Annotated in this window: 23 protein-coding genes; 14 read left to right on the top strand and 9 right to left on the bottom strand. The window is 60.7% G+C overall.

What is annotated here, in order from left to right; all coding sequences use genetic code 11:
• Nucleotides 1-11 precede the first annotated feature (11 nt).
• The 12 genes from AC1DCM_RS10160 (at nucleotide 12) to truA (ending at nucleotide 10,155) form a co-directional block, all read left to right on the top strand.
• On the top strand, nucleotides 12-1,229 hold the full coding sequence (locus tag AC1DCM_RS10160; RefSeq protein ID WP_477518154.1) for a cytochrome P450: 1,218 nt from the start codon (nucleotides 12-14) through the stop codon (nucleotides 1,227-1,229).
• Nucleotides 1,222-2,982 carry a class I adenylate-forming enzyme family protein gene (locus AC1DCM_RS10165; RefSeq protein ID WP_477518155.1) on the top strand — a complete coding sequence of 587 codons (1,761 nt, stop codon included), beginning with the start codon at nucleotides 1,222-1,224 and terminating at the stop codon, nucleotides 2,980-2,982. The genes AC1DCM_RS10160 and AC1DCM_RS10165 overlap by 8 nt, the downstream gene beginning before the upstream one ends.
• Nucleotides 2,979-3,890 (top strand): NAD-dependent epimerase/dehydratase family protein, encoded by a 912-nt coding sequence (locus AC1DCM_RS10170; RefSeq protein WP_477518156.1) that lies wholly within the window; start codon nucleotides 2,979-2,981, stop codon nucleotides 3,888-3,890. Before AC1DCM_RS10165 ends, AC1DCM_RS10170 begins: the two co-directional genes overlap by 4 nt.
• Before the next feature lie 33 nt (nucleotides 3,891-3,923).
• Nucleotides 3,924-4,751: a type I methionyl aminopeptidase gene (gene map, locus AC1DCM_RS10175; protein WP_477518157.1), complete on the top strand. Its 828-nt coding sequence runs from the start codon at nucleotides 3,924-3,926 to the stop codon at nucleotides 4,749-4,751.
• Nucleotides 4,752-4,819: 68 nt separating this feature from the next.
• Nucleotides 4,820-5,815 carry a P1 family peptidase gene (locus AC1DCM_RS10180; protein ID WP_477518158.1) on the top strand — a complete coding sequence of 332 codons (996 nt, stop codon included), beginning with the start codon at nucleotides 4,820-4,822 and terminating at the stop codon, nucleotides 5,813-5,815.
• A gap of 194 nt (nucleotides 5,816-6,009) precedes the next feature.
• Nucleotides 6,010-6,231: a translation initiation factor IF-1 gene (gene infA, locus AC1DCM_RS10185; RefSeq protein WP_011775571.1), complete on the top strand. Its 222-nt coding sequence runs from the start codon at nucleotides 6,010-6,012 to the stop codon at nucleotides 6,229-6,231.
• 73 nt (nucleotides 6,232-6,304) lie between these two features.
• Nucleotides 6,305-6,418, top strand: coding sequence for a 50S ribosomal protein L36 (rpmJ, locus tag AC1DCM_RS10190; protein WP_011775570.1), 114 nt, complete (start codon nucleotides 6,305-6,307; stop codon nucleotides 6,416-6,418).
• Nucleotides 6,419-6,614: 196 nt separating this feature from the next.
• Nucleotides 6,615-6,992 carry a 30S ribosomal protein S13 gene (rpsM, locus tag AC1DCM_RS10195; RefSeq protein ID WP_011775569.1) on the top strand — a complete coding sequence of 126 codons (378 nt, stop codon included), beginning with the start codon at nucleotides 6,615-6,617 and terminating at the stop codon, nucleotides 6,990-6,992.
• Between the two features lie 51 nt (nucleotides 6,993-7,043).
• Nucleotides 7,044-7,445: a 30S ribosomal protein S11 gene (gene rpsK / locus AC1DCM_RS10200; RefSeq protein WP_014922380.1), complete on the top strand. Its 402-nt coding sequence runs from the start codon at nucleotides 7,044-7,046 to the stop codon at nucleotides 7,443-7,445.
• A gap of 149 nt (nucleotides 7,446-7,594) precedes the next feature.
• Nucleotides 7,595-8,605 (top strand): DNA-directed RNA polymerase subunit alpha, encoded by a 1,011-nt coding sequence (locus AC1DCM_RS10205; protein ID WP_011775567.1) that lies wholly within the window; start codon nucleotides 7,595-7,597, stop codon nucleotides 8,603-8,605.
• 66 nt (nucleotides 8,606-8,671) lie between these two features.
• Complete coding sequence (gene rplQ, locus AC1DCM_RS10210; RefSeq protein WP_216925100.1) at nucleotides 8,672-9,232, top strand: 50S ribosomal protein L17; 561 nt, start codon at nucleotides 8,672-8,674, stop codon at nucleotides 9,230-9,232.
• Between the two features lie 32 nt (nucleotides 9,233-9,264).
• The gene (truA, locus tag AC1DCM_RS10215; RefSeq protein ID WP_442018340.1) at nucleotides 9,265-10,155 is read left to right on the top strand and encodes a tRNA pseudouridine(38-40) synthase TruA; all 891 of its coding nucleotides are present in this window, start codon (nucleotides 9,265-9,267) and stop codon (nucleotides 10,153-10,155) included.
• Nucleotides 10,156-10,265: 110 nt separating this feature from the next.
• Here truA and AC1DCM_RS10220 read toward each other — a convergent pair whose 3' ends face one another.
• The 9 genes from AC1DCM_RS10220 to AC1DCM_RS10260 all read right to left on the bottom strand — a co-directional run bounded on the left by AC1DCM_RS10220 (nucleotide 10,266) and on the right by AC1DCM_RS10260 (nucleotide 18,274).
• Nucleotides 10,266-11,144 carry a type II secretion system F family protein gene (locus AC1DCM_RS10220; protein WP_442018341.1) on the bottom strand — a complete coding sequence of 293 codons (879 nt, stop codon included), beginning with the start codon at nucleotides 11,142-11,144 and terminating at the stop codon, nucleotides 10,266-10,268.
• Between the two features lie 10 nt (nucleotides 11,145-11,154).
• Complete coding sequence (locus tag AC1DCM_RS10225) at nucleotides 11,155-12,096, bottom strand: type II secretion system F family protein (RefSeq protein ID WP_442018342.1); 942 nt, start codon at nucleotides 12,094-12,096, stop codon at nucleotides 11,155-11,157.
• Between the two features lie 2 nt (nucleotides 12,097-12,098).
• Nucleotides 12,099-13,418 (bottom strand): TadA family conjugal transfer-associated ATPase, encoded by a 1,320-nt coding sequence (locus tag AC1DCM_RS10230; protein ID WP_442018372.1) that lies wholly within the window; start codon nucleotides 13,416-13,418, stop codon nucleotides 12,099-12,101.
• Nucleotides 13,419-13,540: 122 nt separating this feature from the next.
• Nucleotides 13,541-14,740 carry a CpaE/TadZ family protein gene (locus AC1DCM_RS10235; RefSeq protein WP_442018343.1) on the bottom strand — a complete coding sequence of 400 codons (1,200 nt, stop codon included), beginning with the start codon at nucleotides 14,738-14,740 and terminating at the stop codon, nucleotides 13,541-13,543.
• Nucleotides 14,737-15,507 carry a Flp pilus assembly protein CpaB gene (gene cpaB, locus AC1DCM_RS10240; protein WP_442018344.1) on the bottom strand — a complete coding sequence of 257 codons (771 nt, stop codon included), beginning with the start codon at nucleotides 15,505-15,507 and terminating at the stop codon, nucleotides 14,737-14,739. The genes AC1DCM_RS10235 and cpaB overlap by 4 nt, the downstream gene beginning before the upstream one ends.
• A 47-nt stretch (nucleotides 15,508-15,554) precedes the next feature.
• Nucleotides 15,555-16,571: a pilus assembly protein TadG-related protein gene (locus AC1DCM_RS10245; RefSeq protein WP_442018345.1), complete on the bottom strand. Its 1,017-nt coding sequence runs from the start codon at nucleotides 16,569-16,571 to the stop codon at nucleotides 15,555-15,557.
• A gap of 14 nt (nucleotides 16,572-16,585) precedes the next feature.
• The gene (locus tag AC1DCM_RS10250) at nucleotides 16,586-16,996 is read right to left on the bottom strand and encodes a TadE/TadG family type IV pilus assembly protein (protein ID WP_442018346.1); all 411 of its coding nucleotides are present in this window, start codon (nucleotides 16,994-16,996) and stop codon (nucleotides 16,586-16,588) included.
• Between the two features lie 106 nt (nucleotides 16,997-17,102).
• Entirely contained in the window at nucleotides 17,103-17,297 is a 195-nt protein-coding gene (locus AC1DCM_RS10255) for a Flp family type IVb pilin (protein ID WP_442018347.1), read from the bottom strand.
• Nucleotides 17,298-17,629: 332 nt separating this feature from the next.
• Nucleotides 17,630-18,274, bottom strand: coding sequence for a prepilin peptidase (locus AC1DCM_RS10260; protein ID WP_477518159.1), 645 nt, complete (start codon nucleotides 18,272-18,274; stop codon nucleotides 17,630-17,632).
• A 287-nt stretch (nucleotides 18,275-18,561) separates the two neighbouring features.
• Between AC1DCM_RS10260 and rplM the strand changes: the two genes are divergently transcribed.
• On the top strand, nucleotides 18,562-19,005 hold the full coding sequence (gene rplM / locus AC1DCM_RS10265) for a 50S ribosomal protein L13 (RefSeq protein WP_011775554.1): 444 nt from the start codon (nucleotides 18,562-18,564) through the stop codon (nucleotides 19,003-19,005).
• Between the two features lie 38 nt (nucleotides 19,006-19,043).
• Nucleotides 19,044-19,550, top strand: a complete 507-nt coding sequence (gene rpsI, locus AC1DCM_RS10270) for a 30S ribosomal protein S9 (protein ID WP_216925110.1) — start codon at nucleotides 19,044-19,046, stop codon at nucleotides 19,548-19,550.
• Nucleotides 19,551-19,568: the final 18 nt, after the last annotated feature.

Below are 19,568 nucleotides of genomic sequence, written 5' to 3' on the forward strand. Positions count from 1 at the left end.
CCAACGGCAGCATGCCTAGCGGCAAGATGCCTAGCGGCAGGATGCCCGGCGGCGTCATCAGCAAGGCCGAACGCTGGGAACAGCGTGTTCAGCTGGGGGCGCATCCATTGCTGTACCCGGCGATCCGGGGGCTGGGCAGCCTGCGGCCGGTGATGCGTTTGCCCGGCCTGGGGATCCTCGTCAGCGAAGCCGCCTTGGTGCGTGACGTTCTCATGGATAGCCAACGATTCATCAAGAACGGACCGTCCGGTTCGGGTGCGCTCTGGACTCCCGTAGTGGGGCCAAAGGCGTTGGTGAACATGGACGGCACCGAGCACAGGGAGCTGCGGCGGAAGCTCGCGGACCTCTTCACTCCAGGCTCGGTGGCGACAATTGTTGAGCCGGCCGCTGCTTCGCTTCATGATCGCCTACACCACGGATTGGACGCAGGTGGCCACGTGGACCTGGTGGACTGCGTCAAGGAGCTTGCTGGGGGAGTCATCTCCAGGCTGCTGGGCGTGCCGGATGATGCACCTGGCCGGTTGCCCAACAGGGAACTCTTCAATCTGGGGTCTTCCATCTCTTCGCTCGTCCGCCTGGGGCGCCCCACGTTGACAGTGAGGCAGGTAGCCAAGGGAAGATCCGCCGTCGGGGTCCTGGCTGGACCGGCGAGGGCAGCGTACCGGAAGGGCGATCCCCAAACGTTTCCCGGGCGGCTGCGCGCACTCGGGATGACCGAGGAAGAAGCCATGGGCATCATCAGCGCGTTCGTGATGGTGGGAACAGAGACCTTAGTGTCCTTTGTTCCGCGGCTGATTGCCCTGCTCGCTGACAGCGGACGCATTGCGGGCCTCGTTGAGGATCGATCCGGTGTTTCTTCGGCTGTGAACGAGGCACTCCGGTTCACCGTGCCGTCGCCGATGATGCTGAGGGATGCTGTTTCTCCTTGCACCTTTGGCGGAGTCGCTATCCGTGCCGGTGACCGTCTTTTGCTGTCGACTGTTCACGCGTCTAAAAGCCTGGGCGGATTCGAACCTGGGATTCCCACCCCGCCCCATGCGCGTCAGCTTTGGTTCGGTGCGGGTCCGCACTTTTGTATCGGCATGCCGTTGGCCATGGCCGAGATCAACGCCACGCTGTCTTCACTTCTGGACAGGTACGCCCACCATCCGTGGGTCATCTCGTCACGTCAAGTTAGCAAGGGTGTGCTCATTCCGGCGTACAGGAAGTTGGAGCTGGTCAATGCTTGATGACGCATTGTTGGAAGATACCGTTTCCGGCACGGATCTCATCGAGGCTGTCTACGCGGCAGCGGAGCGCGTGCCTGGGAGTCCAGCAGTCACGGCGCCCGGCAGATTTTCGGCTTGGAACCATGCTCCAGGGCGACTACGACGTCCAGACCGGCTGAGACCAGGACGGACCATCACATACCGCGAACTGGTGAACGGTATAGATGCCACTGCCCGGCATCTCCAGGATGATGGCTTCGGTGCCGGTGAGCGGATGCTGTTCTCGGTCCGCCCCAGCCCGGCAGCGTTCATCCTGGCCCTGGGGGCCGTCCGGGCCGGTGGTTCTGTGGTGTTCATCGATCCGGGAATCGGACCGTCGCTTTTCCATGATCGGGCCAGGCTGGCTGCCCCTCGGTGGGCGGCGGCCGAGTCACTCCTGTACGCGGTGAGTACCAAGAGCCCGCTACGGCCACTGGCCCGGCGGAGGGGATTGCTGCTGCCGGATTACGGTGCCATGGATGTCCGGCACTACTACTCCGGACCGTGGCTCCCCGGCGTACCCCGAAGCGCGACGCCCGTGAAGCGACTGGCCAGTACGGCGCTTCTTAGAGATAGAGTTCCGTCTTCTACAGGGGCTTCCTCAAGTCAGGAAGCCGTGATTATTTTTACGTCCGGGACCACCGGTTCGCCCAAAGGTGTGGTACATACACGGGGTTCGCTTGGGGCAGGGTTCGAGCAGTTAAGCCAGCGCTGTACCTTTGCCGAGGGCGATCGTATCCACTCCGAGCAGCTGATGATGGGCTTGCCGGCACTCATCGCCGGCGCGCACTGGACTATGCCCGGCTATGGCTTCTCCGCGCACATTGATCCTCTTCGCTTGGCACGCGAGCTTGGGCCGGTGGCTGGCAAAGAAGACTCGTACGACGGCGCGACGCACCTTTTCCTTGTGCCGTCCCAGTTGGCGCCCATCCTGGATGCGGTCGAGGACGGCAGCGCCAGGCTCCCCGGAACACTGCGGACCGTGATGCTTGGAGCCGCGCCGGTTCTGGCTCCGTTCCTGAAACGGGCAACGGCGCTGCTTCCCGGCGTCGAGTTCAAACTCATCTACGGCATGACGGAGTTGCTGCCCATCGCCGTAGCCGATGGTAGGGAGAAGCTGGCCTTTGCGTCCGGCGCTGAAGCCGAATTCACGTCGCCGGATGGAAGTGGCGAAGGCGATTTCCTCGGAGAGCCGCTACCCGCCGTCGGGATCCGGGTGGGGGAGGACCACGAACTGTACGCCCGGGGATCGAACATGTGCCACGGATATCTGGGCGAGGAAGCCATGATTGAACACGCCACCGGAGACTTGGTGCGGCTGGACCACGGTGCGGGAGGCCCCGGAATGGGTCCCGCGCGCTTGGTGATGATCGGGCGTAAGAAGGACATGATCATCCGGGGCAAGACCAACATCTACCCTGCGCTGTATGAACCGCTGATCACTTCCGTGCCCGGAGTTCAGCAGGCCGTCATGGTGGGGGTTCCGGACGGGATCGGTGATGAAGCTGTGTGGCTGGCGGTCGTGCCTGCACAGGGGCTGTCAGAGACACAGGGGAGGCAGCTGAAAGCAAAGCTAACCAAGGTCCTCCCGGCGATGATTGACGAATCCGCTCTCCCCGATCACATCGAAATCCTGGATGCCATCCCCCACAGCGGACGCCACAAAAAGCCGGATCGGGAAGCACTTCGATGCCAATTTGCCCGCAGGTCCGCTGACAAAGCCGGCGCGCAGTGAGAATCGCGGTCACCGGGGCCACAGGATTCATTGGTGGAGCAGTCGCCACTGCCGCCGAGGCCCAAGGCTGGGAAGTTGTTCGTTTCGCACGGCGCCAGGGCCCTGGGCTGACGTATTGGGACCTGGCCGGTGTGCCGCCTGCCCGATTGCCGGCCGTGGACGCGGTGATCCATGCCGGCGCCCACGTGGCCGACTGGGGCGCCGCCCGCACGTTCTACCGCACCAACGTGATGGGGACCCGTGCCGTGGCTGAGGCCTACCCAACAACACGACTGGTTCACATTTCCAGTTCAAGCGTCTACCCCTGGTGGGAGCCCTGCACCAACCGCGGCGAAGAAGGCGTGGCTGCGCGTCACCTCAACGCATATGCAAGAAGCAAGGCGCTCGCCGACGTGGAGGCCCGACGGCATCGCAACGCCGTGGTTCTTCGGCCACATGGAGTTTACGGACCGGGGGACCGGACGCTGCTGCCGCGCTTGATCAGCAATATTCGCCACGGACGGCTTCTCACCGTGGGCCATGCCGGTATCCGTCATCAGCTCACGTATGTTGACAATCTGACGGAGGCAGCACTGGCAGCTTGCCAGTCCGATGCCCGCGGAGCTATCAACGTGGCGGACGCGGAGCCTGTGGAGCTCGGGAGCGTGCTGAGGCAGGTACTCGCGGTCACTGGCCATGCCGGGGTGGATATCAGGTACATCCCGCGGCCCGCTGCCATGGCCCTTGCCCGTATTTCCGAAGCCCTTGCCCTCGTTTCCGGCCAGGCACCACGCCTCACGCGCTACGCCGTCAGCCAGCTCGGACGGGACAGAACTTACCGTTTGGACCGCCTACGGGAAGAGCTGGGAATCGAACCAATTTCGACCACGCTCTCCGATGCGGGAAAATGGTTGGAGCACGGGGCCTGATCGGCTCCTACAGCAAACCATCCAGAGGAGAACATGGCGTTCGGTCAGCCCCGCATCGAGTACAAAACCAACGAGCAAATGCGCAAGATGCACGAGGCCGGTTTGGTCCTCAGCCGTGCACTTGACGCTGCCGTTGCGGCGGCCAAGGCAGGCGTCACCACCAAGGACCTCGACGAAGTTTTTGCGGCAGTCCTGAATGACGCCGGTGCCAAGTCCAACTTCCTTGGCTACCACGGCTTCCCTGCCACCATCTGCACATCAGTCAACGAGGAAGTGGTCCACGGTATCCCCGGAAATCGCGTCCTCAACGATGGTGACATTATTTCCATCGACGGCGGCTGCATCGTTGACGGATGGCACTCGGACTCCGCCCGCACTGTCATCGTTGGCACGGCAGACCCTGAGGACCAGCGGCTCTCGGATGTCACCGAGGCCGCCATGTGGCGAGGGATCGCTGCGCTGGCCAAGGGCAAGTTCGTGGGCGATATCGGCAACGCTATTGATGACTACGTTTCTTCCGTCCCCGGTAAGCCGCTGGGCATCCTGGAGGATTACGTGGGCCACGGCATCGGTTCGGAAATGCACATGGCCCCGGACGTCCTGAATTACCGCACCAATCACCGCGGCCCGAAGATTCGCCCGGGGCTGTGCCTCGCGATCGAACCCATGCTGGTGCGCGGTGGCATCGAGACTGCCACGTTGGACGATGACTGGACCGTTGTCACCACCGACGGCAAGCGCTCCTGCCAGTGGGAGCACTCCGTGGCTGTGCACGATAAGGGCATCTGGGTCCTGTCTGCCCCGGACGGAGGCGCGGAGAAGTTGGCGCCGCTCGGCGTCGTGCCTGTCCCCATCCCGTAACCGAGCGCTACCCGGTCCCAGCCCCACCGGCGACGCAGCTGCGTTGCCTCGAGGTGGACAATGGTGCCATGAGTGCGATCACCGATGTGCCGGGCATCCGTATTGGCCACGTTCAGAAGAGCGACGGCGGGTGGCTCAGTGGCGTGACCGTCGTCCTTCCGCCCGTGGGAACCGTGGGATCGGTGGATGTGCGCGGGGGAGGTCCTGGTACGCACGAAACTGACGCTCTTGATCCGACAACATTGGTATCCACGGTCGACGCCATCGTGCTTACGGGTGGCAGCGCGTTCGGGCTGGCCTCGGCTACCGGTGCTCAACTCTGGTGTGAGGAGCAGGGCCGGGGCTTTGCGGTTCCCGGGACGGTGGTGCCGATCGTTCCGGCCGCCGCCATCTTCGACCTCGGACGCGGCGGTGACGTGAAAGCGCGACCCGACGCCGACATGGGTTACCAGGCAGCCGCCGCAGCGTACGCGTCAGGCGACCATGCCGCCGTCGAACGCGGAAACGTTGGTGCTGGCACGGGTGCAGTGATTGCGCGCGGGCAGTACAAAGGCGGCGTCGGTACATCCTCGATCACGCTCGACAGCATCTCTCCTGACGGCCCGGTGATCGTTGGCGCGATCGCGGTCGTGAACGCGCTCGGGACGCCGGTGGGGCTGGGGCCCGGCAGCGCGCGTCTAAGGGAGGCACGACCGAGCGCGCAGAGGGTCGCAGACCCAGTGGCTTCTACGGAAGGGCTCAACACCACGCTCGTCGTCATCGCTACGAATGCTGTCCTGGATGTTGCTGAGTGCAAGCGGACCGCCAGCTCTGGGCATGCGGGGCTGGCGCGGGCCTTGGATCCGTCCCACACTTTGGCGGACGGTGACACCGTTTTCGCCCTGGCGACGGGCGCCGTCGGGCTTGATCGCAGTACCGAGCAGGCGCGGCAGGTATCGCTTATTACGCTCCAAAGTGCCGCAGCCGAAGCAGTGCGGTTGGCGATCCTGGACGGTGTTGAGACGGCCGAAAGTGTCACGACGGCGGCGGGAGACTTCCCCGCTTACCGGACAGTAGGGGAGTGACGGGCGGCGGTACGTGCGCTACCATGGACGGATTTAACTTTCCGGCCCCATTGGCGTAGAGTTATTTGTTGGTTGTCTGTGCAGCCACGCCCTTTTTAGTGTCGTGGTTCCAAGAGGGCCAAGCAAACAAAAAACGTCCGTTGGATTTTCGGTGCCTACCGGAGGACAGCGGCAAACAACAGTTAGCGGAGGATATGGCCAAGAAGGACGGGGTCATTGAGATCGAGGGCGTTGTGACTGAGGCGCTGCCCAACGCGATGTTTCGTGTTGAGCTCACCAACAAGCACGTCGTTCTCGCACACATCTCTGGGAAGATGCGTCAGCACTACATTCGAATCCTCCCCGAGGACCGCGTAGTGGTGGAGCTAAGCCCATACGACCTCACACGTGGTCGTATCGTCTACCGCTACAAGTAAATTGCTGGGCGGCCGAAGGCAATAGTGCCAAGCCGCTCCAGCAGATCAACTGCAAAACACGCAAAGGAACGCCATGAAGGTCAAGCCGAGCGTCAAGCAGATCTGCGACAAGTGCAAAGTGATCCGCCGTAACGGCCGGGTCATGGTGATCTGCGAGAACCCGCGCCACAAGCAGCGCCAGGGCTAATTCCCCTTCAGGGAATCAGCGCCCGCAAGGGCAAACCTGGGTTGCTAGCCCACGCAAGTAAATAAAGGCAGCACAAGTTGTGCCAGGACTGCATTACAGAGCCTGGTCAACGTACCCCCGGTCGGAGGCTGGGGCCACACGGATCGTGTGGGTGTACTGCCTACGACCTCCGGTTTATTCAAGGAGTACCGCCACTATGGCTCGTCTCGCTGGCGTAGACATTCCCCGCGAAAAGCGGTTGGAAATTGCGCTTACTTACATCTACGGCGTGGGCAAGACCCGTGCACACGAAACCCTGGCTGCCACCGGCATCAGCGCTGACGTTCGCGTCAAGGACCTGACTGACGCCGAGCTGGTCCAGCTGCGTGACTACATTGAAGGCAACTACAAGGTTGAGGGTGACCTTCGCCGCGAGGTAGCCGCTGACATCCGCCGCAAGGTTGAGATCGGCAGCTACGAAGGCCTGCGCCACCGCAAGGGCCTGCCCGTACGCGGACAGCGTACGAAGACCAACGCTCGTACCCGTAAGGGCCCGAAGCGCACCGTCGCCGGCAAGAAGAAGGCCGGACGTTAATCCCTCGGGATTGACCTGGTTTTCCCCCGATAACTTTCTGTAGGAGAAACAATGCCCCCGAAGACTCGTGGAGCGGTTCGTAAGCCGCGTCGCAAGGATAAGAAGAATATTGCGCTTGGCCAGGCGCACATCAAGAGCACCTTTAACAACACCATCGTGTCCATCACGGACCCGAACGGTGCTGTAATCTCCTGGGCTTCCGCCGGTGAGGTTGGCTTCAAGGGCTCCCGTAAGTCCACCCCGTTCGCTGCCCAGATGGCTGCTGAAGCTGCTGCAAAGCGCGCTCAGGAGCACGGTCTGCGCAAGGTTGACGTATTCGTCAAGGGTCCGGGATCCGGACGCGAAACCGCAATCCGTTCGCTTCAGGCTGCTGGCCTTGAGGTTGGCTCCATCCAGGACGTCACCCCCAGCGCCCACAACGGTTGCCGCCCGCCCAAGCGCCGCCGCGTCTAATTAGGTATTCCCTGTCTGACCGGCCGGGCCTGCTGTACATGGTTTAGACCATCTACAAGCATGGCCCGGCTGGTCAGGCTGGAAACCGAAGCCGATTTCCACCACCTGTGTTGCGTCATATAGCGGATGCTCGCCGAAAGGAAACCTAAGTGCTCATTGCACAGCGCCCCACCCTGTCTGAAGAAGTTGTATCCGAGAACCGCTCCCGTTTCATCATTGAACCGCTGGAGCCGGGCTTCGGCTACACCCTCGGAAACTCCCTCCGCCGTACCCTGCTCTCCTCCATCCCCGGTGCCGCTGTAACCAGCATCCGGATCGATGGCGTGCTGCACGAGTTCACCACGGTTCCGGGTGTCAAGGAAGATGTCACCGAGATCATCCTGAACATCAAGAACCTTTCGGTTTCCTCCGAGCACGACGAGCCGGTTGTTGCTTACCTGCGCAAGCAGGGCCCCGGAGTCGTCACCGCCGCGGACATTGCTCCGCCGGCCGGCGTCGAATTCCACAACCCGGATCTGCACATTGCCACTCTGAACTCGAAGGGCAAGTTCGAACTCGAACTGACCATCGAGCGCGGTCGTGGCTACGTTTCGGCAGCTCAGAACAAGTCCGGCGACTCCGAGATCGGCCGTATTCCGGTTGACTCGATCTACTCGCCGGTCATGAAGGTAACTTTCCGCGTGGAAGCTACCCGTGTTGAGCAGCGCACCGACTTCGACAAGCTCATTGTCGACGTCGAGACCAAGCAGGCAATCGCTCCGCGCGATGCCGTTGCTTCTGCAGGCACCACCCTGGTGGAACTGTTCGGTCTGGCTCGTGAGCTGAACACCGCAGCTGAAGGTATCGAGATTGGCCCGTCGCCGACGGACGCTGCCCTGGCAGCGGACATGGCTCTGCCGATCGAGGATCTGGACCTTACCGTCCGTTCCTACAACTGCCTCAAGCGTGAGGGCATCCACACCGTGGGTGAACTCGTTGCCCGCTCCGAGGCTGACCTGATGGACATCCGTAACTTCGGTGCGAAGTCCATTGACGAGGTCAAGGCAAAGCTCGTCGAACTGGGTCTGTCCCTCAAGGACTCCCCTCCCGGTTTCGATCTCGCAGCCCGCGCCGCAGCCATCGAAGAGGACGACGCCGCGTTCAGCGACGACGAGCTCTAAAAAGCAGATCTTGGCCGTCAGGTCCAGCGATGGACCTGACCGGCTTACACAACAGGAGAAATTATTATGCCTACCCCCACTAAGGGTCCGCGCCTCGGAGGCGGCCCGGCTCACGAGCGCCTGATGCTCGCGAACCTGGCAGCTGCACTGTTTGAGCACAAGCGCATCACCACCACGGTTACCAAGGCCAAGCGCCTTAAGCCGTATGCAGAGCGTTTGGTCACCTTCGCCAAGCGTGGCGACCTCTCTTCCCGCCGCCGCGTTCTCGGCCTGATCAGCGACAAGGGCATCGTCCACGAGCTGTTCACCGACATCGCCGGCGCCGTTGCCAACCGCGATGGTGGCTACACCCGTATCACCAAGATCGGCAACCGTAAGGGCGACAACGCTCCCATGGCTGTCATCGAGCTCGTCCTCGAGCCGGTTTCCCCGAAGCAGGCCGTAGTTGCTGAAGCAACCGCTGCTGCTGCCAAGGCTGCCCCGGCTGCTGAGGAAGAGGTTGTTGAGACCGAGGCTGTAGAGACCGAAGCTGCTGAAACCGAAGAGGCTCCGGCCGCTGAGGCCGAGGCTGCTGACGCTGAAGTTGCTGAGACCGAAGAGGCTCCGGCCGCTGAGGACAAGAAGTAATTCACTGAATTCTTCACAGTAGACTTAAGTCTATGAACGAACGAAAACCCGCTGCCCCCGCTTTGGGGGGCGGCGGGTTTTTGCGTGTCCGCATGGATCTTTCCTATGACGGAGGACCCTTCAACGGCTGGGCACTGCAGCCCGGCTTGGTCACCGTGCAGGGAGCACTTGAGGAAGCGCTGGCCCTCCTCGTGCGCCGTCCGGTCCGGGTCACGGTTGCTGGTCGCACTGACGCCGGCGTCCACGCCCGCGGCCAGGTGGTCCATCTGGATCTGACGGAAGCCGAGTGGCTTGGACTTCCGCGCGGGCACGAACTGGACCCCGCCGTGGCGCTTTTGCGTCGCCTTCGCGGGGCCCTCAGCCGCATTCTCGGTGACCTGACCGGTGCCATAGAAGTGCACGACGCCGGTCTGGCGCCGGAAGGTTTCGACGCCCGGTTTTCTGCCTTGTGGCGTCGCTACAGTTACCGCATTGCGGATGGCGCGGAGCGCTGGGATCCGGTGCTGCGCGGAATCACGCTGTGGCATAAGGCGCCGCTGAATGTCGCGCTGTTGAATGAAGGCGCTTCCCAGTTGCTGGGGCTCCAGGATTTCCGTTCCTACTGCAAACCCCGCGAGGGCGCAACGACCATCCGGGAGCTTCAGAAGTTTGACTTCAAACGGGGGAGCGACGGGGTCATTGTCGCTACTGTTCAGGCCGATGCGTTCTGCCACAACATGGTCAGGTCCTTGGTGGGCTCGGCACTGCGCGTGGGGGAAGGCCTGGAGCAACCGGGCTGGCTGCATGAACGTCTTCTGGAGCGGAGGCGTGACGCCAAGTCCGTGTTGGCCGCACCGCACCCGTTGGTCCTGGAGGAAGTTGCTTACCCGTCGGACAGCGAGCTGCTGGCGCGGGCTGAGTTGACGAGGGCCCGGCGCGAGTAGGTCCGAACGTTGGAGGACCCCCTCCCGGCTCTGGGTACCGGAAGGGGGCCGTTGTGGCCGCCCACGGTCTGGGATCCGCGAACGGCCGGTCTAATTCCCGAAGGTCAAGATCAGCTGAATGCTTGCATGATCTTGATGACAGCGGGACCCAGAAGGACTATGAACAGCACCGGGAAGATGGAGAACAGCAACGGGAAAAGCACCTTGACGGGTAGCTTCATTGCCTTCTCTTCGGCGATTTGACGGCGCTTGACTCTCGCTTGCCTTGCTTGGGCGCGGAGGACGTTAGCAATGCCGATGCCGTACTTATCAGCTTGAATCACGGCCAGGACAAAGCTACGGACATCCGCAACGGTGGAACGTTCGGCCAGCGCCCCGTAGGCTTCCGTCCGAGGCCGCCCTACTTGGATATCTTGAAGCGTCCGCATGAGTTCCTGCGCCAATGGCCCGGTTCCATAGGCTGACGCCCGCTCCATGGCTGCCTCAAATCCGAGCCCGGCTTCAACCGAAATCAGCATCTGGTCCAAGGTGTTGGGGAACTCCAGCTGGATTTCTTCTTGGCGCTTCAACCCAGTGTTGTAGACGAGCAGGTCTGGGATGAAGTACAGGAGGGCAGTGAGGAAGATGGCGAATCCGATACTCAATGGGCTTGGTCCTGCAACTATCAGCAGCAGCCCTGCGGTAGCCCCGGATACCGCCAGGACGGGCTTGATGGCAATCAGCTTTGTCAGGGGCATCGACTGCGGACGCCCAGCCAACGCGAGCCATTGATCAAGCTTCGCTTCGTAGCTGCCAGGAGTGAGTTTCCGCGCTAAGCCGAGCATGAACGGGGGGCGTTGAACGCTGACACCCGCACCCTGGGCAAACCCGGAACCCAAGTTGCTCTGGATGGCTACGATCCCCTTACGGTCGATGCTTGCTATGGACCACGCGAAGTAGGCCAGCGGAAGGATAATGGCGGCGATGATCAGCCACGCAATGACGGTCATGGCAACCCTCCTAGAACTTGATCTTCACGGTGCGGCTCATCCAGAATCCACCTATGACGAACAGGACCGCGCTGGCAACCAGCATGGCTATTCCCAAGGGGTGTTGGACGAAGACGGACATGTAATGCGGATTCATGATGGTCAGAAGCAGGGCTACGCCGACGGGGAGAGCCATAAGGATGTAAGCGGACATCTTCCCCTCAGCGCTTAGGGCCTTGACGTGGGCCTTGATCTCGCTGCGTTCCCGAATGGTTCCTGCAACCTGCTCCAGGACTTCTGCCAAGTCACCGCCCACCTCCCGGTTGATCTGAATGGCCTGTCCGATCCACCTGAAGTCGTCGCTGTCCATGCGGTCGGCGCAGTCTTCAACGGCTTGGCGCGGGTCCTTGCCGATCCTGACCTCATTGACGATGCGGGACAGCTCTTCAGACGTTGGTGCTTGCGCTTCCTGAGCGGTCGCTTCGAGTGATCGCATGATACTGTGTCCCACCCGTAGCCCACCGATCAGCATCTGGATTGTGTCGGTGAGCTGGGCGTCAAATTTGGCCCTGCGTTTATCTGTCTTGAAGGCCAGAACAAGTTTGGCGGCAAACGGAGTTGCAATGGCCAACAGGATCCCGATGATCACATTGACCAGGAACGAACCTGCAATTCCAAGGAGCACAGTGCCCATGGCCACCATTACGGTGAAATCAGCGGGAGCCTGCCTGACTCCGGCCCTGTAGAGCACTTCCCGATTAAAAGGGCCGCCAGAGCGGCCAATGGCTGTGTCTACGAATTGCACGGCCGAATGGGAAACACGGCCGACGGCGGAGTCATCGGGTTTGGCGTCCAAACGCCGCCGCTCCAAGGGTATGCTCCCGTTCCGGGGCTTCAGAACAAAGACGACGAGTAATACCAGGGCAGCAACGCACAGCCCTATGGCTACAGGAAACAGAACTGGCGAATCCATGGCTACCGCCTTCCCACGGGGACCGGTGTTACGCCAAAAACTGACGGGGACACCGAAATACCCAGTTCGGAAAAACGGTCGAGGAACCGTGGTCGGATCCCCGTCGGAAGGGCCTTGCCCAGGAACCGGCCCTGGGCATCGATGCCTGCCGAATAATCGAACAAGAATGCATCCTGGAGCGTGACGACGTCTCCCTCCATGCCTTGTACTTCCGTCACATGAGTGACGCGCCGGGTGCCATCACGGAGGCGAGTCACCTGCACAATAAGGTCGACGGCGGAGGATACCTGCTCACGGATGGCCCGGAGCGGCAGGTCCATGCCAGCCATGAGGACCAGAGTCTCCAACCTGGCGATCGCGTCACGCGGTGAGTTCGCGTGCACGGTGGAGAGAGAACCGTCGTGACCGGTATTCATCGCCTGAAGCATGTCCAGTGACTCGCCACCGCGCACTTCGCCAACGATGATCCGGTCGGGACGCATACGCAGCGAGTTTCGAACGAGGTCGCGGATGGTGACTGCACCCTTGCCTTCGATGTTGGGTGGCCGGCTTTCCAACCGCACTACGTGCCGTTGCTGCAGTTGGAGTTCCACGGCATCCTCGATGGTGACAATGCGGTCAGACTCAGGAATGAACGTGGAGAGCACATTGAGCAGCGTTGTCTTTCCGGTGCCAGTACCGCCTGAGACGATAACGTTCAACCTGGCAAGGACGCAGGCGCTCAGCAGCTCCGCCATCTCGTGGCTCATGGAACCCCACTCGATGAGGTTGCGGACCGTAAGCGGAACTTGGCTGAACTTCCTGATGGTGAGTGAAGGGCCGTTAACCGCCAAGGGAGGAATGATCGCATTGACACGGGAACCGTCTTCGAGTCGTGCGTCCACCAATGGTGAGGACTCGTCAATCCGGCGTCCCACCTTGGAAACAATTCTCTCGATGACCTTTCTCAGATGGTCATCGCTGCTGAATTGCAGGTCCGTCAGTGCCAAGTGCCCGTGTCGTTCCACGTAAATCTGGTCGAATCGGTTGACCATGACTTCCGTGACCAAGGGGTCCTCCAGCAAGCGCTGGAGGGGCCCGTATCCCATGACCTCATCTGAGATTTCCCGAATCAGCCGCCGACGTTCCTCCGGGGAAAGAGGCACTTGTTCGTCGTCGATAAACGTTGAAAGTTCGTCAACGGCAAAAGACCGGAGCTCTTCCTCCGAGGTGGAGGTGTCGCTGCTCCTGGTGCCCATGCTTTCGAAAAGGGCCGCCGCGGCCCGTTTCTTGAGACCCGATAGCGCGTCGACAGCCGGGGCCGACAGCGATCCCCCGAGCATCGGCCCAGACGTCGCCGGGACTGACATTGCGGGTACTTCGTTGCCTGCAGGCTGTTCACCGCTGCTAACAGGTGACTCCACTGCCCCGAGTGGGCTGCTTTTCGATAGCCGTTCTGATAGTTTCATGACACCACCACCCTTCTGTGCAGTTTGTTTTGGGGCGTAGTGGCCAAGCGGGGGTCGAACCGTTCCACGAGTTTCTTCAAACCCTTGGTTGCAGAATCGCGGGTGGTCCCCTGGAGCACCGGCACTCCGCGGTTGGTGGAGAAAGGCAGGTTCCGAGAACGGGGAATCACGGTGTCAATGGGGACTCCTATCGTCGACTCCACGTCCTGTACGGAAATCCCGCTCTTCCTATCCGCGAAGTTCAGCACCGTGTGCCGCCCTTGGGGTAGGAGTTGCAGTTCCTTGAGCACGCTGAAACATTTGCGCAGCCCGCGGATGCTTGGCACGTCCATGCCGCACACCCAGACACCGTCGGTGGCCAGCTCCAAGGTGGCAAGACAGTGTTCGCCGAGTCCCGGAGCCGTATCCACCACCACATATTTGAACTCGCTGGCCAGCTGGTTGAGAAGCCTGGAGACGTGGTCCGCCGTGATGTAATCCGACTCCGATGGCTTCCGAGGTGCGCAGAGGGCATAAATGCCGGCTGGGTGAACCGTAAGGAAAGCCTTGAGGACCATCGAATCCTGCGCCGCAGGACCGTGAACCGCCTCCGTGATGGAATGCTCGGGTTCCAGCAACAGGCCGGAGGCCACGTCGCCGAACTGGAGATCCAGGTCCACGATCACAACGTCCATGGGAGCCATGGCGCCGAGCCCGACGGCCAGGTTGGTGGCCACGGTCGTTTTGCCCACACCGCCCTTCGGCGACATGACAGCAATGACTCGTCCTCGGTCCTGGCCGGATTCGGCAGCTGGCTGCATTCCGCGTCGACGACTGGCGGAGGCAAGACAGGCTCTCTCGAGCAGTACCCGAAGTTCATTGATGTCGATTTCAGGAGAAACAACATCACGAATCCCGGAATGCATGGCCCGTAGCACGATGTCTGGTTCGGGCTGGCAGACGAGTAGCAGGCTGATTTCGGGGTATTGAAGATCGAAGACAGTGGCCAACTTCAAAGCATCGTCGGGATTCACACCAGGGCCCAGAATCATGACCTCTGGTGGTGCGCCACTCAGTTGCTTGAAGACGTCATCGGAACCGCCATGAAGCACATCGGGTGACAGCGTCTGCAGGTCGCCGTGGAGTGCTCCAGTAATTGCCTGACGCACGCGGCCTTCGAAATCGCGGACCGCAGTGATGGCTACGAAGCGGCTCATTTCAACTCGCCTCCCAGAGTCGTTACCGGTGGTTGGCTCTTAGCGGTCTTGTCGGTTTGCTTGGACAAGTACAAAGTGCCGAATTCCGCGCCAAAGACCATTTTGGCGGCGTTCGCGTCGCTGAGGGCAACGGTGACATAAGCCGATCCATTGGGCAGCTGTACAGAGCCGTCCGTGTTGGCCGACTTCTTCTCTGCGTCCGGTGCTGCCTGCTGGACGGCCGTCACCAATACATCGTGATACAGCAGCTTGGTGTATTGTTTCCAGCCCTTAACTTCGGCGGGGATATCCGCATCGGAGGGGATATCGCCGTCTGCCTTGAAGGAGGCAAACACGGTCACCGTGTCGCCGGCTTCGATGCGGCCACCCATGATCCTTTCGGGGGCCAGAATGAAAGTCTGTTCCTGCAGGCCTTCCGGTACCGGAACTGTTCCAGGAACCAGTTCATTGGGGTTCACCAACTTCAGGCCCAGCAACTGTTCGCCAGGTTGCAGGTCAACTGACGTGACTTTCCCCTTTTGGTCGTTGAGTGCGCTGATGGTGCCTGGTGCTACCGCAGACTGCGGCAGCGTTTCAGTCTTCACCTTGTTGCCGAGATCCTCGGTCTTGGTGCCGGCCGGAATGCGTTCCTTGACGATAAGAACGTTCACGGGATCGAGCCCTTGCTGCGCACGCTTGTCGGCTCCCTGAATGTAGGTAACCAGCAAGACTGTGCCGATGACTGCTAAAAGCAGTGCCGCAATGCCTCCCAGTAGGCGTGCTTTCACTTTCTAACTCCCTTCTAATTTTGATACTGCCAGTGCTGTGTGAGCGACTATTCGGTGAGCGTCACGATGGATGCTCCGTAATTGGGGGTGCCGCCAGTAACCGTCATTCCTTCCTCGAGCGAAACAAACCGTTTGAAGTAGCCCTGCAGGCCCCGGCAATTCCCGGTGCAGTTCGGCGCGGCAGGATCCAGGACTGCGCCTGAGCCGCTGAACTTGTAACCCGTCACCTGAAAGGCTGCGAAACCAATCAGCGTGTATTTGGCATTGGAGCCATTACCCGTCGCCGTTTTGAAGAGTGGGATGAGTGCCGGCTCGTCCATGATGTGGGCCAACACGGAATTGCAGGCGGCAGCGTTCGGAAAGTGGTTGCCGGTTTGGCCATTGACCGTTGCATTGAGGGAGATGTCGGTGGAACACCCCGAATTGGTGACGAGCCAGCCAAATCCGCCCGGCTGGTATCCGTTTTGTGCTGCGCAACCGGACACCGTGGGGGCGTTCGTGTCATACCGCAACAGAACGTGCGTAGGAACAGGGTCTCCGGTGAAGTTTCCCGTGGAGTTCAGCGACGCCAGCTGTGCTGGGGATAGGTACTTCTTAAAGACACACTCGCTGACAGTCCACGGCAGCGTGGTTGCACTGGACGGCGCTCCCCAAGATGCTTCTGCCGCTGCGTCTACGGGCGTGGTATCGAATCCGAGCACCCGGGCAAAGAACAATGAGAAGCTGTTCTGGCCCGACGTGTCCCTGGCGTTGGTGACCACCCTGACGGTAGTTGCAGCGGGGAAGGTGACGGCAGCTCCGCTGGCGTTGTCGTTGGCGTTGTTATTTGCGAATTGGTTGCCAGTGGAGGCGCTGTTCCCGCAACTTCCATGGGCGCAATCCGTAGCGATCGCCAGGGCCGCGGCGTCCGCACCATTTTGCAACTGCGCTTTTTCGGCGTAGAGCGCGCCGACGTCAACGGCTAGAGCTGCGAAGCCCAGTAGCACGACCATCATTCCRGCAACTATGACTGCGGCCGCACCCTTTTCGTTGGATTCGGCGACATCCAGGTGAGACTGACGCACTTTTCGGAAATTCCTCATCCACCGCATCTCATCACTCCTACTCCGGTCATGTTGAGGGGGAAGATGCCCGCCGTGCCAAAGAAGCCGGCGTCCAGAAATCCGGACATCGAGGGGAGTGAAACGCTGGTTGTGACTGTGACGTTAGAGCCAGGGGCGCAGCTCGACGCGTTATTGCTTACCGTTACCCCAAGACCAGCCAAGGAAGGGGCGGAAGCTAACGCAGTGCCGGTAACATCAAGTGGGCCGTCCTGATAGTGGACCGCTGCATACCTCGCGCCCTCGCGGGCGGCCTGTGTCAGCGAAACCTGGACGTTGAGGGCCCGTCCGAACTCGATTACCCCGATCAAGATCAGCAGTAGGACTGGCAACAGAATCGCCATTTCCACGGCTACTGCCCCGCGTTCGTTCTTCTTTTTAGTCTTCACGACCGTCTCCCAGACCCAGAATCGTGGCAGCTTAAGTGCCCTTAAAGAAGGAGGTTGGCTGTGACGGCGACGGAGGTCGCCGTCACAGCCAACCGCTTGTGTCCGGCTAGAGGCTAGCCGCGACGCCGGTGAAGAGGTTCGCGATTGCCGGGCCCAGAATCAGAAGAGCAGCGATGACGACTACCGCGATCAAGGAGACCATGAGGCCGTACTCCACCATCGTGGCGCCCCTCTCTTCTTTGGTGAAGCGGGTCTTGACGCCGGCGATGAACGAGGTGACGGAGAGAATAAGAGCAGACATTGGAAAATCCTTCCCAGAATGAATTATTGGGTTTTGGTAATTGATTGAAATAGGTCCAGCAAATTATCGGAATTTGCCTTCGATTCCCGAACTACCCCCATGGTGCCTTTAGTGGTTCGGAATTCGATGAGATAAGAATTCACCCTGGACGTACCGCTGAACAATGCGTAGTCGTACTCGAATTCCTGCAACACAAATCCAGTTGTCACCCGTAGAAGGGCAGGGGAGTACTCAGTTTGGAAGTCAGAAAGGGCAAGCGACTACTTGGAATAGACAGCAGCCTTAGATTTTTGAGCCCATGAAGAGCCTCCGAAATGCCAACGGGCGCAGGCCTACTGAAGTAGCAGAGTCACGCCCAGCGCCGCGACAACCATCGCCGGTCCGTGAGCTGTTTCTGCGGGCTTTTCCTTGTGACTTAGCCGCCACAGAAGCACCGTGAGCACCCCGCCCACCACGAATCCCAGTAGTCCGCCGTAGAGTACTTGCTTCCAACCCAAGTACCCCAAGTACAGTCCGACGGGTGCTGCGAGCTTCACATCGCCCATTCCGAGGCTTCTCGGCGAAATAAGTCCCAGAATCAGGTAGCCAACGAAGAGTATGAGGCCTCCAGCAAGTGCTCGGAGCAGCTCAGGCCAGGCGGGATCGAGTGCAGCGGACGCGGCAAGGAGGACAAAACCACCCCCAAGCAGGAACAAAACGAGGGGGTTTGGCAGCAAATGGAGGGTGAAATCAATTCTCGAAAGCTGCACCCCAAGAAGTGCCAATAAAAGGAACGCCGGCAATTCCGCGGTAAAACCAAAGCGCCAACCCAGCAGAGCAAAGAGCAGTGCGGTGACTGCCGCCGTCGTGATCCGGACCTTGAGGGAAGGGGGCTCGCCGAGTCGCGGAAGGCCACGGGCGATCACTAACTCGACGGCCGGGCTCAACAGCAAGCCGGCGACGGCGAGCAGGAGCAGGAAAACGGGACCGTTGGTCATGTACTCTCCCTCAAAGCGCATGCGACCCCGAGGGGCGGATACCCCATTTTGACCCGGACGGCCCGTTGAAGGTATTGTTTATAGTCGTTGTGCGTGTCCTATCTCGATGACACATGCCTTCTCGGGGATCCAGTTGCAGGGTCGCTAACTCAAGAGGTATATCGAGATTCTGGGATGACTGGTCTATAGAGCCCTCACCTCTGCTCCGGTAACGCATACATAGTAGGTACACGCCTCACTGCGTGTCGCCTAAAACATGAACGCCAGAACAAGAACGAGGCAAAACCGTGCGTACGTACACCCCGAAGCCCGGCGATATCAACCGCCAGTGGCACGTCATTGACGCCACCGACGTTGTCCTTGGTCGTCTTGCCAGCCAGACCGCAACACTGCTGCGCGGAAAGCACAAGCCGACCTTTGCGTCCCACATGGACATGGGCGACTTCGTCATCATCATCAACGCTGAAAAGGTTGCCCTCACCGGCGCCAAGCTGGAGCAGAAGCGCGCATACCGCCACTCCGGTTACCCGGGCGGCCTGACCTCCGTCAACTACGCCGAGCTGCTGGAATCCAACCCGGTTCGCGCTGTTGAGAAGGCCATCAAGGGCATGCTCCCCAAGAACTCCCTCGCCGCTCAGCAGCTGGGCAAGCTCAAGGTCTACGCAGGCCCCGAGCACCCGCACGCTGCACAGCAGCCGAAGACTTTCGAAATCACCCAGGTCGCCCAGTAGTCCTGGCCACCAAACAACTTTTTATTACAAGGAGAACCGTGGCTCAGAACGAAGAACTGACCGCCGAAGCCGTCGAGGCTGAGGAAACCCTCACCAGCTACACCTCTGAAAGCACATCTGTTGAAGATGCGCCCAAGAAGGAGCGCCCGGCACTGACCGTTGCCGGTGCAGCTGTTGGCCGCCGCAAGGAAGCCGTTGCACGCGTTCGCGTCATCCCGGGTTCCGGCAAGTGGATCATCAACGGCCGCACGCTGGAGAACTACTTCCCGAACAAGCTGCACCAGCAGGATGTCAACGAGCCCTTCAAGATCCTTGATCTTGAAGGCGCCTACGACGTCATCGCCCGCATCCACGGCGGTGGCATCTCCGGCCAGGCCGGTGCACTGCGCCTCGGTGTGGCCCGCTCGCTGAACGAGATCGACGTCGACAACAACCGCGCCACCCTCAAGAAGGCCGGTTACCTGCGCCGTGACGCCCGCGTCATCGAGCGTAAGAAGGCTGGTCTCAAGAAGGCACGTAAGGCTCAGCAGTACTCCAAGCGTTAATCTGCGCTTGCTCGAAAG

This window comes from Paenarthrobacter sp. 10N417, from assembly GCF_056394745.1.